General features: G+C 50.0%; 13 protein-coding genes. 8 read left to right on the forward strand and 5 right to left on the reverse strand.

Annotation, left to right across the window (positions count from 1 at the left end; genetic code table 11):
* Positions 1-181: 181 nt before the first annotated feature.
* Positions 182-631 carry a hypothetical protein gene (locus Q0380_RS04235; protein ID WP_298960536.1) on the forward strand — a complete coding sequence of 150 codons (450 nt, stop codon included), beginning with the start codon at positions 182-184 and terminating at the stop codon, positions 629-631.
* 118 nt (positions 632-749) lie between these two features.
* On the opposite strand, the gene Q0380_RS04240 is transcribed toward Q0380_RS04235, so the two are convergent.
* From Q0380_RS04240 to dcd, 4 genes are all read right to left on the reverse strand, one after another.
* Positions 750-1,889, reverse strand: a complete 1,140-nt coding sequence (locus Q0380_RS04240; RefSeq protein ID WP_298960539.1) for a cation:proton antiporter — start codon at positions 1,887-1,889, stop codon at positions 750-752.
* 104 nt (positions 1,890-1,993) lie between these two features.
* Positions 1,994-3,037 carry a metallophosphoesterase family protein gene (locus tag Q0380_RS04245; RefSeq protein ID WP_298960542.1) on the reverse strand — a complete coding sequence of 348 codons (1,044 nt, stop codon included), beginning with the start codon at positions 3,035-3,037 and terminating at the stop codon, positions 1,994-1,996.
* The gene (topA, locus tag Q0380_RS04250) at positions 3,034-5,265 is read right to left on the reverse strand and encodes a type I DNA topoisomerase (RefSeq protein ID WP_298960545.1); all 2,232 of its coding nucleotides are present in this window, start codon (positions 5,263-5,265) and stop codon (positions 3,034-3,036) included. The genes Q0380_RS04245 and topA overlap by 4 nt, the downstream gene beginning before the upstream one ends.
* A 3-nt stretch (positions 5,266-5,268) precedes the next feature.
* Positions 5,269-5,832, reverse strand: coding sequence for a dCTP deaminase (dcd, locus tag Q0380_RS04255; protein WP_298960548.1), 564 nt, complete (start codon positions 5,830-5,832; stop codon positions 5,269-5,271).
* A gap of 174 nt (positions 5,833-6,006) precedes the next feature.
* Between dcd and Q0380_RS04260 the strand changes: the two genes are divergently transcribed.
* From Q0380_RS04260 to Q0380_RS04270, 3 genes are all read left to right on the forward strand, one after another.
* Entirely contained in the window at positions 6,007-7,005 is a 999-nt protein-coding gene (locus Q0380_RS04260) for a type II asparaginase (protein WP_298960817.1), read from the forward strand.
* A 421-nt stretch (positions 7,006-7,426) separates the two neighbouring features.
* Positions 7,427-7,885 carry an acetyl-CoA carboxylase biotin carboxyl carrier protein gene (accB, locus tag Q0380_RS04265; protein ID WP_298960550.1) on the forward strand — a complete coding sequence of 153 codons (459 nt, stop codon included), beginning with the start codon at positions 7,427-7,429 and terminating at the stop codon, positions 7,883-7,885.
* Entirely contained in the window at positions 7,882-9,219 is a 1,338-nt protein-coding gene (locus Q0380_RS04270; RefSeq protein ID WP_291938702.1) for an acetyl-CoA carboxylase biotin carboxylase subunit, read from the forward strand. Before accB ends, Q0380_RS04270 begins: the two co-directional genes overlap by 4 nt.
* A gap of 560 nt (positions 9,220-9,779) precedes the next feature.
* Here the strand turns inward: Q0380_RS04270 and Q0380_RS04275 are convergent.
* Positions 9,780-10,793 carry a hypothetical protein gene (locus Q0380_RS04275; RefSeq protein ID WP_298960554.1) on the reverse strand — a complete coding sequence of 338 codons (1,014 nt, stop codon included), beginning with the start codon at positions 10,791-10,793 and terminating at the stop codon, positions 9,780-9,782.
* 235 nt (positions 10,794-11,028) lie between these two features.
* On the opposite strand from Q0380_RS04275, the gene Q0380_RS04280 reads away from it, so the two are divergent.
* Genes Q0380_RS04280 through dcuC form a run of 4 tightly spaced genes read left to right on the forward strand, consistent with a single transcriptional unit; the run spans position 11,029 to position 15,670 of the window.
* Positions 11,029-12,267: a M20 family metallo-hydrolase gene (locus Q0380_RS04280; RefSeq protein WP_298960557.1), complete on the forward strand. Its 1,239-nt coding sequence runs from the start codon at positions 11,029-11,031 to the stop codon at positions 12,265-12,267.
* Positions 12,268-12,277: 10 nt separating this feature from the next.
* Positions 12,278-13,594, forward strand: coding sequence for an amidohydrolase (locus Q0380_RS04285; protein WP_298960560.1), 1,317 nt, complete (start codon positions 12,278-12,280; stop codon positions 13,592-13,594).
* A gap of 10 nt (positions 13,595-13,604) precedes the next feature.
* Complete coding sequence (gene pepE, locus Q0380_RS04290; RefSeq protein ID WP_298960563.1) at positions 13,605-14,303, forward strand: dipeptidase PepE; 699 nt, start codon at positions 13,605-13,607, stop codon at positions 14,301-14,303.
* Positions 14,304-14,314: 11 nt separating this feature from the next.
* Positions 14,315-15,670 carry a C4-dicarboxylate transporter DcuC gene (dcuC, locus tag Q0380_RS04295; protein ID WP_298960567.1) on the forward strand — a complete coding sequence of 452 codons (1,356 nt, stop codon included), beginning with the start codon at positions 14,315-14,317 and terminating at the stop codon, positions 15,668-15,670.
* Positions 15,671-15,680: the final 10 nt, after the last annotated feature.

Genomic DNA, 15,680 nt, shown 5'->3' on the forward strand with positions numbered 1-15,680 from the left:
CGAAAGCAAATATATCCGCGGCGAGCGGAGTTAGCGGTCGCGGCAATCTCGCCGGTCTATCTTTAAGCGCGGCGAGTTTGAAATTTCCATGCTTGTCGTTTCGGCTGCGTCGTGGATTTCGCATAAATTTGCACTTAAGATTTCCGCTTGCACGCTAAATTTTAAATTCCAAGGAGCGCAGATGGCTTTTGAAAATGCAATCATCACAAAAGAGGATGATGAGAAGTATGGATTGAGCGAAATTTACTACAAATATAATCCATACTATGAGACTTTTATTAACGAGCTTGGTTGGACTATTGATCGAAATGCGGATTGTTGGCTAATGCCAGTATATAGTTTTCCTGATCCAGAATATGATCATGCAAGCCTTGCTAAAGGCATTTGGATTTTATATCATAAAGGTGAAATTATTGAGGTCGCATTGGATTATATATTTGATGAAGGTAAAAAGCTTCATCAAATTTGGCAACTTTTGGAACTAAATCCAAAAAGCACAAATGCTCTTTCCGAAAAGGATATTGTAGCTTTACTATTCAAAATTTTGAAAGCTTATGGCTATGCCGGAACATGGCAAAAAGAAAACTACACCATAGAACTTCAAGACTTAACCGATTGCGGCGCAAAATAGAGCTTTAAATTTAACTTCATTTTAGTCCCGCACCAAATCAAATTTCATAGAATTCTAGAATTTCATAGGACTTTAAAATTCCAAAATCCTATAATTTCAAAATTTTAAAATTCCCGCCCTAAAATTTCTTGTAAATAAAATTTATCAAAATCATCGACGCGAGCGCCTCTATGAGCGAGGCGATGATCATCGCGAAGTATATCTCTTGCGAGATCGCGGCGGTGGAGTAAAAAAGCGTCGCTGTGGCGATGACGAGGGTTAGCGGCATAGAAAGCGATAGCGCGAAAAGCACCGCGCCTTTGCGGCCCAGGGTGCTTAAAAACGTAGCGCTCGCAAGCAGCCTGATGCCAAACATCAGCGCCGCTAGACTCGCGGCAAAGCTCATCACTCCAGGCATAAGGAGCGCTTCTAGCTTGATCACGGCTCCAGTGTGTATGAAAAATATCGGCACCAAAAAGCCGAAGCCGAACGACGATAGCTTCTCGATGAGGTCGTCCTTGTGCGAAAAAAAGGTCGGCAGAAAGGTGCCTGCGATGAAGGCGCCGATTACGACCTCAAGCCCCAAAAGCATCACCCCCGCGCAGATGAGGCAAAACAGCGCCATCGCAAATCGCACGTCCTTTTCGTTTTTGTCGTATTTGGGCATGATCACCGTTTTTAGCGCGGGGAACCACCAAAATAGAATTTCAAGTCCTTTAAAAACCGCTAGAGCGGCGACCGAAAAGCCCAAAAGCGCGCCGATGTGAAGCGCCATCTCGACGCCGAAGCCGTTTTTAAGGTAGATGCCGCCCACCGTGAGGGCGGCGATGCTGATGAGCTCGCCGATCACGCCCGCGGGCATCGCGAGATTTAGCCACGCTTGATCCTTGCCGTATTCCTTATACAGCGCCGAAAGCAGCCCGACGCTCATCAGAGGTGCGGCGATGATAAGCGTCTGCGGCAGTTCAAACATCCAAACCGCAAGCGCGCTCAGGATATAAAGCAGCGCCAAAAAGATTAGGATCAGCCGCAAAATTTTGCGCGGCATCGCAAGCAGCGCGCGGAAATCCACCTCGCAGCCCGCCAAAAACATAAGGTAGCAAAAGCCGATCTGCGCGGCTAGATCGAAGGTCGCGCTTGGCGGCAAAAGCCCTAAATTTGCGGCTATTATGCCAAGCATGATCTCCATAGGCGAGAGCGGAATTCTAGCTAAGCTAGCCAAAAAGGGCGAAGCAAAGATCAAAAACGATAGCGCGATTAGGACGTAAATTTCATTCATACGCTTTAGCCTCGCACCCTTTTAGATTTTTCCCGCGCTGTTTTAGAATTTTTTCGCATCTTTCTAGCATTTTCTCTGGCTGCCTAGGGGCTTTTCGTATCATTTTAAGACTTCCTTTCGGTCGCTTTATAGTTCTTTGCGCTGCGAATGGAGACGAGATGCGCGCAATTTCCGCTCTTGCACCACAACACAGGCAAACCGAAAAGCCGCTTTTTGCGCCCGCAAATCTCGCCCGGATTTAACACGAGCGTGCCGTTTTTATCCACCGCCGCGGCGAAAAAATGGGTGTGGCCGTAAATTTTGATAGTTGGAATTTTGCCTGCGCCTCGCCCACACGGACCTCGATTTTTACTTTCGCCGCTTGCGTTAGGGCCCGAAGTTGCGGTCAAATTTGAGTTCATGTTCGGCGCCGTTAAATTTGCTGCGCGATCCGCACCGGAGCCTGCTTTAGAGTTCGCATCCGAGCCCATATTGGCGGCCAAATTCGCGCTTGCATTTGAGTTTAAATTTGCGTTCGGGCTTGAAGCGGGGCCCGTGTCCATGCCTGCCGTATCAAAATTTTCATCTGCACGGCATGTGCCGTTTAAAATTTCATCATCGTCCGTAGCATTAAAATTTGAGTTTAAATTTGCCAAGCAAGCCGCCGCTTTAGAATTTGAGATTAAAATTTCTCTGCGATCTGCTCTGCAGTTTGAGCCTAAATTCGTGCCGCAACTTACTTCGACGCTAAAGCTAGAATTTTTGACTAGGTCTGCGCCGAAATCCTTGCGAAAATTTGCCGCGCGATCCGCACCCGCGCCTAAATCCGCGTCTAAATTTAATCCGTCTGCTTCGTTTTGCGCCACGGGCTCCTCGTCAAAGAGATAAAACGGATGGTGCATTATTTTTAGTCGCAGCCCTGCAAACTCCGTACAAAAGGGCTCACCCCGTAGGTCGAACTCATTTTTAAACTCGGTAAGCGCTTCGTCGTTGTTCCCTAAAACCGCAAAGTAGGACTTGCCGCTTTGTCGCAAAAGCCGCAGCGTCTCGCTCGCAACGATGCCCTCTGCGTGCACGAGCAGATCCGCTCCGCGCGCGAGCAGCCACTCTATGGCGCTGGCAGCGACTTTCGTTTCGCGATGAGAGTCCGAGATGACGCCTATTATCAATCGATCTCTTCTTTAAGCTTGCACTGCGGGCACTCGGCGAAGTTGCCTTTTTTCAGCTCTTTGCGGAGCATGTATGAGTTGCCGCACTGCGGGCACGCGCGCGCAATCGGCGCGTAGTTGCTCACAAAGCCGCATTTAGGGTAGTTCGTGCAGCCGTAGAATTTACCGCGTCTTGAGAAGCGCTCGACGATCTCGCCCGTGCCGCAGCTCGGGCACTTGACGCCCGTGGAGACGAGTGGCTTTTTCTCTTTCGCCGCGCCCTCGATTTTGCGTGAGTATTTGCACTTCGGATAACCCTCGCAAGCGATAAACTCGCCGTATCTGCCCTTGCGCTTGATCAAATTTTTACCGCACTGCGGGCATTTCTCATCTAGCACTTCGGGCGCCGCCTTCTCCTCGCTCGCCCCCTCGGTGCCGGCGTCCGCATTGCGCGAGTATTTGCATTTCGGATAGTTCGAGCAAGCGATGAACTCGCCGAATCTGCCCTGCCTCTTAAGTAGCTCGCCGCCGCAGTTCGGGCAGGTTTCGCCGATCTTTTCGGCTAGCTTTTGGCTTGCGATCGAGGTTTTTCCTTTGGCGATCTCGTCCATAAAAGGGTAGTAAAAATCTGCCAAAATTTGCTGCCAGTCCGCTTTGTTTTCGGCGATGTCGTCGAGCTTCTCTTCCATTTTGGAGGTAAACTCGCTATCTACGATATTTTTAAAATTTTGCTCCAGCATCTCGGTGATTTTAAAGGCGATCTCGCTCGGCACCAGGTGCTTTTGCTCAATATTTACGTAGTTGCGCGCCGTAAGCAGCGAGATGGTAGGCGCATAGGTCGAGGGCCTGCCGATGCCGAGGCTTTCAAGCTTTTTGATGAGGCTTGCTTCCGAATAGCGCGCCGGCGGCTCGGTGAAGTGCTGCTGCGAGCTTAGGCTTTGCAGGCTCATCGCGTCGCCCGCGCTAAGGCTCGGTAAAATTTTATCCTTATCCAGATCGCCGTAAGCCTTGTAAAATCCGTCAAATTCCACCTTGCGCCCGCTGATCTTAAATGCGCCCGCTTCGCCGCGCACGATGATCGTTTGGATCTGCGAGACGCTAGGGCTCATCTGCGAGGCTACGAAGCGGTTGTAGATGAGCGCGTAAAGGCGGTATTCGTCGCGAGGTAGGATTTTTTGCGCGAGCTCGGGGGTAAGCTTTAGATCGGTAGGCCTTATCGCTTCGTGCGCCTCCTGTGCGCCTTTACTTTTGGTGGCGTATAAATTCGCGCTTTTGGGCAGATACTTTTCGCCGAAGCGCTCGCCGATTAGCTCGCGAGCCGCCGCGATCGCTTCTTTGGCGATATTTAGCGAGTCGGTTCGCATATAGGTGATCGCGCCGCCGTTTTTGGTATTGACGCCTTCGTAAAGGCTCTGCGCGAGGCTCATCGTCTTGCGTGGATTAAAGCCCAGAGCCGTGCTCGCCGCCTGCTGCAGCGTCGAGGTCATAAACGGCGGATAGGGGTTCGTCTTGCGCGATTTGCTCTCGATACCATCTACGCTAAATCTGTCTTTTTGCAGCTCAGAGACGATCTCGCTAGCCTGCGCCGCGTTTTTGACCGAGAGCTTTTCCATCTTTTTACCGCGAAATTCCACGAGCTCTGCTTCCAAATCCTTTTTAAAAACCGCGTCGATGCTGTGGAATTCTACCGGCTTAAAATTTAAAATTTCGCGTTCGCGATCGACGACGATCTTGAGTGCAGCGCTTTGGACGCGACCCGCGCTTAAGCCGCGCTGGATCTTTAAATTTAAAAGCGGACTTAGCTTGTAGCCCACAATGCGATCGAGCAGGCGGCGCGCTTGTTGCGCGTTTACGCTTGCGATATTGAGCTTGCGCGGCGAGCTTAGCGCGTTTGAGATTGCGCTTTTGGTGATCTCGTGAAATACGATGCGCGGCAGCTCCTGCGCCTGCTTGCCGATCGAAGCGGCGATATGATAGGCGATCGCCTCGCCCTCGCGGTCCTCATCCGTCGCGAGGTAAATTTGATCCGCCTTTTTGGCGAGCGTCTTTATCTGCTTTACGATCTGATCGTGATCGGCGCTGATTTCGTATTCGGGCTCGAAGCTTTTATCTTTGATTTTGATGCCGAAGCGTTTTTTAGGAAGGTCGCGGATATGGCCTTTAGACGCGATTACGTCGTAATCGGCGCCTAAGAAATTTTTGATAGTTTTGGCTTTTGCGGGGGATTCTACGATGATTAAATTTTTCATTGCTTAATCCTTTAGAATTCTAGGCAGCGTGATGCCCTTTTGGCTTTGGTATTTGCCCTTTTTATCGCAGTAGCTTACCTCGCACGGCTCGTCTCCTTGCAGAAACAAAACCTGCGCTATGCCTTCGTTCGCGTAAATTTTTGCAGGCAGCGGCGTGGTGTTGGAAATTTCAATCGTGATGTGCCCCTCAAAGCCAGGCTCAAAGGGCGTTACGTTTACGATGATGCCGCAGCGCGCATAGGTGCTTTTGCCCAGACAGATCGCAAGCACGTCGCACGGCATTTTGAAGTATTCGATAGTGCGCGCTAGCGCGAAGGAATTCGGCGGCACGATGCAGACGTCGCCCTCAAAATCCACGACGTTTTTTGCGTCGAAATTTTTAGGATCGACGACCGTTCCGCCGACGTTTGTAAAAATTTTAAATTCGCGCGCTACGCGTATGTCGTATCCGTAGCTAGAAAGTCCGTAGCTAACGACGCCGCGGCCGATATTTTCCTCGCAAAAAGGCGCTATCATATCGTGCTGCTGCGACATCTGTCTGATCCATTTATCGCTTTTCAGTCCCATAAAATTTCCTTAAAATAATCAAAATTTTTCGCGCATTATAGCAGCAAAATAAAATATAATAAAAATTTTATGCTAGAATTTTGCTTAAATTATAAAAATTTTATCACTTTTTAAGGAGCAACTATGGGACTACTCAAGAAATTTGCGTTTATTACGTTTTTTATCGCGTCATCTTTGGCTGCTGCGAAGCCAAATATTTATATTTTAGCTACCGGCGGCACTATCGCGGGAAGCAGCGCAAGTGCCACGGAGGGCAACTATACCGCAGGCTCAAAGGGCGTAGAAGATATCTTATCGGCAGTGCCGCAGCTGGGGGATTTAGCTACGATTAAAAGTGAGCAAATTTCAAATATCGGCTCGCAGGAGATGAATGATGAAATTTGGCTCAAGCTCGCAAACCGCGTAAGCGAGCTGCTTACTAAAAACGACGTAGACGGCGTCGTCATCGTGCATGGAACCGATACGATGGAGGAGACGGCGTATTTTTTAAGCTTGGTAGTAAAATCTAAAAAACCGATCGTGTTGGTGGGCGCGATGCGAAACGCAGACTCGATGAGTGCTGATGGACCGCTTAATCTATACAACGCCGTTGCCGTCGCGGCAGATAAAAACGCTCGCGAAAAGGGCGCTCTTGTAGTAATGAACGACGAGATCCACGCCGCGCGCGAGGTTACAAAAACAAATACCACCAATGTTGCTACTTTCGCTTCCCCGAATTCCGGCAAAATCGGCACCGTAAATTATGGCGTCGTAAATTTCTATATGGCACCGCTTCGCAAACACACCGTTGCAAGCGAATTTAATATCAAGGATATCAAGGCCTTGCCGCGCGTCGATATCATCTATGGACACGCGCAAGATAGCGGCGATTTGGTCGATGCAGCGGTGCAAAAGGGCGCTAAGGGCATTATCGTAGCGGGCGTAGGCAATGGAAATTTATATCCAGATCTACAGGCCGCGCTCGCAAAAGCTAGCGAAGCGGGCGTGATTGTCGTGCGCTCAAGCCGCACGGGCAGCGGCTCAACTAGCGTTAGCTCGGAGGTGGACGACGCAAAACTTGGCTTTCTAACCGCAGATAATTTAAATCCGCAAAAGGCGCGCGTGCTGCTGATGTTAGCCCTTAGCAAAACGAGCGATAAAGCGAAAATTCAGAGCTTTTTTGCGACACATTAACGCAGAAACCCCGCGCGTATAGAATCTCGGCGCGGGGTTATAAAACAAAATTTCAGCGCGAAATTTTAAAGAAAAGCAAGGCGCAGGATTTTTATACGAGCCCAAAAGTGGAATTTTAAAGCAAAGCACGGCATTTTTGCGCTCTGAGCTTGGGCATAGAATTTCGGTCGTAAAATTAAGCGTTAAATTTTTAAAGGATTTAAAATCATCCTGCGCTCTTGCTGCAAAATTTCGTGTTTCGCTTGCGAAGTTCGAGCTTAAAATGAACGAGGCAAATCGCGCCTCGTAAATCCTTAAAATCAGTCCGCAAATTCTGTCGTAAATTTCGCTTTGCACTTCTTAAAAGTCCCGCAAAAATCCATTTAAAGAAACAATTATAAAAATTTAGCTAAAATTTCGCAAATTTTTTCAGGAGAAATTTATGACAAAAGCAGAAATCAAAGAGTTAATGGACTTTTTCGGCGAGAAGCAGGGCATTAATGAGCTAAAAATTAAAGATAAAGATTTTGAAATCGAGATAAAAAAATATGGCCCATGCGGTGGGAGTACGCCTCAGCTCGCCGCACCGGCACCCGCTCCGCAGCTTGCTGCGCCTTCAGTAAGCGTGCTCGTGGGCGACAAGCCCGCCACAAAAGGCTCGATGGATACGATCGACAGCCCGATGGTAGGCACTTTTTATAAGGCGCCGAGCCCCGGTGCGGCAGAGTTCGTAGGCGTGGGCCAGGTCGTGCATAAGGGCGATACGATCGGCATAATAGAAGCGATGAAGATTATGAACGAGATCGAGGCGGAATTCGACTGTCGCATCAAAAAAGCTCTCGTCGAAGATGGACAGCCCGTCGAGTACGCTATGGCGCTGTTTGAGGTCGAGAAGCTATGAGGGAGCTTAAAAAAATTCTAATCGCAAATCGTGGCGAGATCGCTCTGCGCGCGCTTCGCACGATCCAGGAGATGGGCAAGCAAGCCATCGTCGTGCACTCCACCGCCGATCAGGACGCGCTTTACGTCAAATACGCCGACGCGTCGGTTTGTATCGGCGGACCGCGCAGCAGCGATAGCTATCTAAATATCCCCGCGATCATCACAGCTTGCGAGCTAACGGAAGCCGACGCGATATTTCCGGGATACGGCTTTTTGAGCGAAAGTCAAAATTTCGTCGAAATTTGCGCCAAACACGGCATTAAATTTATCGGTCCAAGCGTCGAGGCGATGACCTTGATGAGTGATAAGAGCAAGGCTAAGCAAGTGATGATGCGCGCGGGCATCCCCGTAGTGCCTGGCAGCGACGGCGCGATTGCAAGTGTCGAAGAGGCACGCAAGCTAGCCGCCGAAATCGGCTATCCGGTCATCATTAAAGCCGCAGCCGGCGGCGGCGGGCGCGGAATGCGCGTGGTCGAGCGCGAAGAGGATATCGAAAAGCTATTTTGGTCGGCAGAGAGCGAAGCGATGAGCGCATTCGGCGACGGCACGATGTATATGGAAAAATATATCACAAATCCCCGCCACATCGAGGTTCAGGTCTTGGGCGACGAGCACGGACACGTCGTGCATATCGGCGAGCGCGACTGCTCAATGCAGCGCCGCCACCAAAAGTTGATCGAAGAAAGTCCAGCCGTGATTTTGGATGAGCCGACACGAAAGAGTCTGCACGAAACGGCGGTTCGCGCCGCTAAAGCGATCGGATACGCAAGTGCAGGAACGTTTGAGTTTTTATACGATAGCAAGGACAAGAAATTCTATTTCATCGAGATGAATACCCGCTTGCAGGTCGAACACACCGTAAGTGAGATGCGAAGCGGGCTCGATCTGATCGAGTGGATGATCCGCATCGCGCAGGGCGAGAAGCTGCTGCCTCAAAGCGAGATAAAATTTAGCGGACACGCGCTTGAGTGCCGCATCACCGCCGAGGACTCTAAAAGCTTTATGCCAAACCCGGGCAAAATCACAAAATACGTCGCTCCGGGCGGCAGAAACGTCCGTATGGACAGCCACGTCTATGAGGGCTACTCGGTGCCGCCTTACTACGACAGCATGATCGGCAAGCTTATCGTTTACGACAAGGACCGCGCGCGCGCGATTGCGAAGATGAAAGTCGCGCTAGATGAGCTCATCATCGGTGGCATAAAATCGACGCGCGATTTTCATCTTAGGATGATGAACAACCCCGATTTCGTGGATAATAACTACGACACAAATTACCTAGCCAAGCACTGAATTTAAAATTCCAAGGGATGAAATTCTCTTGGAATTTTAAAATTTATTTGAAATTCTAAATTTAAGATTCCTCTTGAAATTTTATATTTAAAAATCTACTTGAAATTTTGTTTTAAAATTTCGTCGCGCCACGCTTCAAATTTTGCTATTAAATTTACCGCTAAATCTAGATGGTAAGGCGCGCAAGATACATCGTCGTGCGTGTTTTACGGCGAGATAAATGCTGGGCTCGGTTTAAATTTTACGTTCTGCGGCGGTTGAAATTTAGAATACGTGTCTTGGCTACCGCAAATACTTGTTTTCGTCTGCACCGATCTAGTTAAAATTTAATGCCATGCATGCGCTCTATCACCTATTTCGGCGACTGGCTACCGCCGTGCGCGAGTAAGCGGTATAAAATTTACCGCACGAGCCGCTGCACCCGTTCGGCGTAAACTTGACCGCGCTCGCCGTTGCGAGCGCAAAGTAGTATCGAGCCGCAGATTTTAGACTATCTGGTCGCACGCGCTTGAGAAATGGTGTCCTATTTGACGAGCAGAGCATTCCAGATTCCCAAACCGTCAAATTTCAAGCCCTGAAAATTCCTCGTAAAATTTATTTAGATAATCGGCGTAGTAGAAGTTTTGATTTCTAGCATCAAATTTACCTGCTATTTCTAAAGCCATTTTATAAGTATTTTCATCTCCAAATGCGACAATGGGGATAAGCAATTTTAAATAATTCAGATCGTCGTTGCTATCTAGTATAGCGTGCGAATGCTTACGCACCAAGCTTAGCGCTGTTTCGTGCTCTCCCAGCCTAACGGCGATCTCGATTAGCGGTGCGATCTGATTTATGAAGCGAGGATCTGACTCGATCATTGCAGCGGCCTTTGGCAGCAAAGCCGTCGCTTCCTCTATCCTACCCAGCGCTACCATACTAAATAAGATCGGCGCGTAGGTTGTGTATGGCACTTTGATACAACCTAGCTCGCCCGAAATTATCGGCGTAGCTAACTCCAGTGCCGCCTCATACTCGCCCACAAAATTTAAATACGCGATCTCGCTCGATGCTTCGCACGCCTCGCAGCCGTCCATATCGTCTTTGGCTAGCTTTTTCCACATCTTGTAGTTCGCTTTCGCCTCTTTAGACTCGCCCATGTCAATGTTTTGATTCGTCAAAGCCTTGTAATAGCGTGATAACGAGAGCCCTTCTATGCTCTCGTAGTAAAACAGCATCGTCTCGTTCATCTCGTCTATAAGCTCTTTTTCTATCATAGAGCTTTTAGCGGCGTCTGGAGCTATCCATCTAAATTTCCATAGGCAGTCCACGAAGCAGATAAAATTCGAATATTCCTTCTTTTCCAAATTTTTTGCGATATAGTCTGTGAGCCACATTAGCGCCTTCATTCTTAAAAACGCACCGAATTTTCCAATTTCATCATTCACTATAAAATCACAAATTTGAGTGGCAAATGCAAAATTTTTCGCTCTTACGGCGTCTCTTATTGCGCTATTGAGGCATTCCTCTTTATCTGCCATACTTTTAAGCCCATTTAGCTCTTCATAAAGCTCCTCTAGCGAGTCCTGTTTCATTTTCGCTCCTCGTTAAATTTTGCGATAATTATATCCGTTTAGTCTGAAGTTAAGCAGGCGCGTCGCGATTTTAAAGCCTAAAAGGCAAAATGAAATTTAAACGCTATTTTAAAACAGCTCTGCTCACGCCGTTTTAGCGTCCTATTTGCCGCCGCGATAGGCAAATTTCAGCTTTGTTATATAAATTTAATATTAAAATGCCGTATTCATAAATTTTTTAAGAAAAGGGGAATTTATGGAGATAAACATACAGCGCTTTAAAAGCGAGTTTGAGCAGATAAGCCGCTTTGGGGCTTTGGCGGGCGGCGGGCTTACGCGGCTTGCATTTTCGCGCGAGGATAAAGAGGCGCGCAACTTCCTCATATCGCTACTTCAAAAAGAAAATTTCAAGATCAAAATCGACGACGCGGGCAATATTTTCGCTAAATTTAGCGGCGTCAACAATCCCGATCTACCGCCCGTAAGTGCTGGCTCGCATATCGATAGCGTGCCGCAGGGCGGCTTTTACGACGGCACGTTAGGCGTCATGGCGGCTTTAGAGGCGATCCGCGCGGTGCGAGATAGCGGAGAGAGGCTTGCGCGACCGCTGGAACTCATCGTCTTTGTTTGCGAGGAGTCGAGCCGCTTTAAAATGGCGACCGTAGGCAGCAAGATAATTAGCGGCAAGCTCTCGCAAAAGCGGCTAGACGAGCTAAAGGATGGGGACGGAATTTCGCTGTTTGACGCGATGCAGGGTTTCGGGCTAAATCCCGCAAATTTAAAAAGCTGCGTCCTGCGCAAATCCAGCTTTCATAGCTATATCGAGCTTCATATCGAGCAGGGGCCGGTATTGCAGCGGCGAGGGATCCCGGTAGGCATCGTCACGGGTATCGCCGCGCCCGTGCGATACGAGCTGCGGATCGAGGGCAGAGCCGATCACAGCGGCGCTACGCCGATGGATATGCGTTGCGACGCCCTAGCTTGCGCTAGCGAGATCATTTTAAGCGCGGAGAGGATTGCTAAGGCGGGCAAAACCACCGTTGCGACGACGGGCTATGCAAATGCGCTACCCGGCGTGCTAAACGTGATCCCTGGCTCATGCACGCTAGGTCTTGATATACGCGATATAGACGAGGATGCACTTAGGGTGGCGGACGATAAAATTTGCGCCGCGATAGATGAAATTTGCGCTCGCCGAGGGTGCAAATTTGAACTAAAAAATCTCATCAAGGATCGCCCCGTAAAGCTAAGCGAGGAGATGATAGATCTGCTTGAAAGCTGTGCCGGCGAGCTTAAAATTCCAAGCCTGAGGCTTCCTAGCGGCGCGGGACACGACGCGATGAATATGACGGAGCTTGCGGATCGCGTGGGGATGCTTTTCGTGCCGTGCAAGGACGGCATCAGTCACAACGTAAATGAAAGTATAAACTGGCACGACGCGTTTGCCGCTACGAAGGTTTTAGCTGCGGCGATGTTAAATTTAGCCAAAGAATAAAGGAGAGAAAATGGATGCTATCGCACAAAAAGTAGAGGCGCTCAAAGGCGAGATGATCGGGGATCGCAGGTTTTTCCACTCGCATCCCGAGACGGGTTGGTTTACCTTTTTTACGACCGCGGTTATCGCAGATCGTATGCAGCGCTTGGGCTATGAGATAAAGCTCGGTCGCGAGGTTGTAAAGGCTGAGGCGAGGCAGGGCGTAGGTAGCAAGGATGCCTGCGAGAAGGCAAAGCAGCGCGCCAAAGAGCTGCTAAACGCAGATCAGATAAAATTTCTTGATGCGATGGAGGATGGACTAACGGGTCTCGTAGCCGAAATAGACACGGGACGCGCGGGCAAGACGGTCGCTTTTAGATTTGACATAGACGGCGTGGACGTGACCGAGAGCATGGACACGGATCACCGCCCTTTTAAGGAGGGCTTTCGCTCCGACATCAGCGGCATCACGCACGCGTGCGGGCACGACGGGCATATCACGATGGGACTTGCTTTAGCGAAGCTGATCGCGCAAAACTTAGATGATTTCAGCGGCAAATTTAGATTTATCTTTCAAACCGCCGAGGAGGGCACCAGGGGCGCCGTGGGTATGGAAGCTGCGGGCGTTACCAAGGGCGTGGATTACTTGCTGGGCGGTCATATCGGCTTTCAGGCGACTACCATGAGAGGCATCATCTGCGGCACCAAAAAGCTACTCGCGACCACTAAATTTGACGTAAATTTAAAGGGTAAGTCCGCTCACGCCGCGGGCGCACCGCAAAACGGAGCCAATGCCCTGCTCGCCGCAGCCGAAATGGCGCTTGATATGCACGGCATCACTAGACACGCAGATGGCGTCACGCGTATCAACGTCGGAGTGCTGCGCGCGGGCGAAGGACGCAACGTCATCGCGCCCAACGGTTATCTCGCGTGCGAGACGCGCGGCGAGAGCACGGAACTGAATGAGTTTATGAAGGCCAAATGCATGGACATAGTGGAGGGCGTTTCTAAAATTTATGGCGTCAGCTACGACGTGCAGGTTACGGGCGGCACCGCAGGCGGCGATAGCGACGAGGCCACCACGCAGCTTTACGAGGATGCGGCGAAGGCGTCGCCGTTTATCGACGATGATAAAATCGTAAGGGAGCTAAGCTTTGGCGCATGCGAGGACTTCGCGCATTTTATGCGCTCGGTCCAAGATGCGGGTGGCAAAAGCGGATATCTGATGATAGGCACGACGCTTGCGGCGGGACATCACAACGCCAAATTCGACTTCGACGAGGACTCGTTGCTTGCGGGAGTGGACGTGTATCTTCGCTGCGCGTATAAGCTAAACGGCAAAGCTTAAGGGAAGCGGCATGAAAAGAGCACTACTTCTAAGCGCTTCCAGTTACAAAGACAGCGGCTATCTGAACCACTGCAAGGGGTGGATCAAGGAATTTTTAGGGGGTCTTTGGGAGGATGAAATTTTATTCATTCCGTTTGCAGGTGTTAGGCGCACGAACGATCAATACGAGCAGAAGGTCGCGGACTGCTTGGAGAGTAATAATATCAGATCGATCCACCGATTTGCCGATATGAAAGCCGCCGTTAAAAATGCCAAATCGATCTGCATCGGCGGCGGCAATACCTTCGTGCTGCTAAATGAGCTTTATAAATTTGATCTCTTAGGCGCGATCAAAGACGCCGTGGATAGCGGCACGCCGTATTTCGGCTGGTCTGCCGGCGCAAACGTCGCGGGCAAGACGATGATGACTACCAACGACATGCCGATCGTCTTTCCACCCTCGCCGGTAGCTTTGGGGATCTTTCCGTATCAGATCAATCCGCACTTTATAAGCGGTAAAATTTCAAACCACAACGGCGAGAGTAGGGAGGAGCGGCTGGAGGAGTTTTTGATCGTCAATCAAAACGACAGCGTTTATGCTATGCCCGAGGGCAGCGCGTTTTTGATAAACGGAAACGAGTGCGAGGCGATGGGGCATGCGGACGTGCTGAAATTCGAGTATAAAAAAGAGATCTCGCGCATCGCCGTGGGAAGTAAATTTAAAATTTAAAAGGAGTTATCGTGCAGACGTTTAGGCTATTTTTGGCGCTTGCGGGTATCGTCGCAGTCGTCGCTTTGCTAATCATGAAAAAGGATACTAAAACCGTGCTTATCGGCGTGGGTTTGGTGCTGTGCGTGCTTTGTCTAAAGCCGCTGGACGGGCTAAATGCCTTTACTTCGTATATGACTAAAGCAGGTCTTATTAAGGCGATATGCGCCAGTATGGGTTTTGCCTTCGTGATGAAATTTACCGGCTGCGACCGCGCGCTCGTAAATTTACTCACCAGGCCCCTCGGCAATATCGGATTTTTACTGATCCCGCTCGTCGTAGCGCTTACGTATTTTATCAATATCGCGATCCCCTCCGCTGCGGGCTGCTCGGCTGCGGTTGGCGCTACGCTGATTCCCGTGATGATGGCTGCGGGCGTTAAGCCCGAGATGGCGGGTGCAGCGGTGTTTGCGGGTACTTTCGGCGGCGTTTTGAGCCCTGGCTCGGCGCACAACGTATTTGTAGCCGATATGGTAAAGGCGCACAACCCCTCCTACACCGTTCAGGACGTCATCGCCGTGCAGTTTTCTAGCGCGATTACCGCTTTGATCGTAGTTTTGATCGTAATTAGCATAACGGCGATAGTTTGCAAAGACTACACCAAGGGAGTGAATTATCTAGCGCAAAGAGAAAATTCCGCAGGTGCAGACGGTGCAAGCCCCGCCGCATCCGCCGCCGGTTCAAATTTAGACGCGCAGCCTCAGAAGCTAAACGTCTTGCACGCGCTTATGCCGCTAGTGCCTTTGGTGATCTTAATCATCGGCGGTACGTCCAAGCTCAACACGATCTCCTTTCTTAAATGGACTAAGATGGGCGTTGCGGAGGCGATGCTACTGGGCGCTATCGTCACCATTGTCATTACTATGACCAACCCTCAAAAGATCACGAAAGAATTTTTCAAAGGCATGGGTAGCGCGTATGCCGATATCATGGGTATCATCATCGCAGCAGGCGTCTTCGTCGCGGGTCTTAGCGCGTGCGGGGCGATCGATTTCGTAATCGAGTGGCTGAAGGGCGAGCAGGGCTACGTAAAATTCGGCGGCACTTTCGTTCCGTTTTTTATGGGCGTCGTAACGGGCTCGGGAGATGCGGCGGCAATGGCGTTTAATACCGCCGTGACCGTGCACGCCGACGCGTTAGGCTTTGAACAAGATAAGCTCGGTATGGCGGTTGCGATAAGCGGCGCGCTAGGCAGGAGCGCATCGCCGATTGCAGGCGCTTGCATCGTTTGCGCGGGACTTGCGATGGTAAGCCCTATTCAGATCGCTAAAAGAACGGCTCTAGGGATGTTTCTTTCCGTCTGCGTCATCGCATTTGTCATTTTGTAAAAGGGTATTT

The sequence above is a fragment of the uncultured Campylobacter sp. genome, from assembly GCF_937959485.1.
Lineage (GTDB): Bacteria > Campylobacterota > Campylobacteria > Campylobacterales > Campylobacteraceae > Campylobacter_B.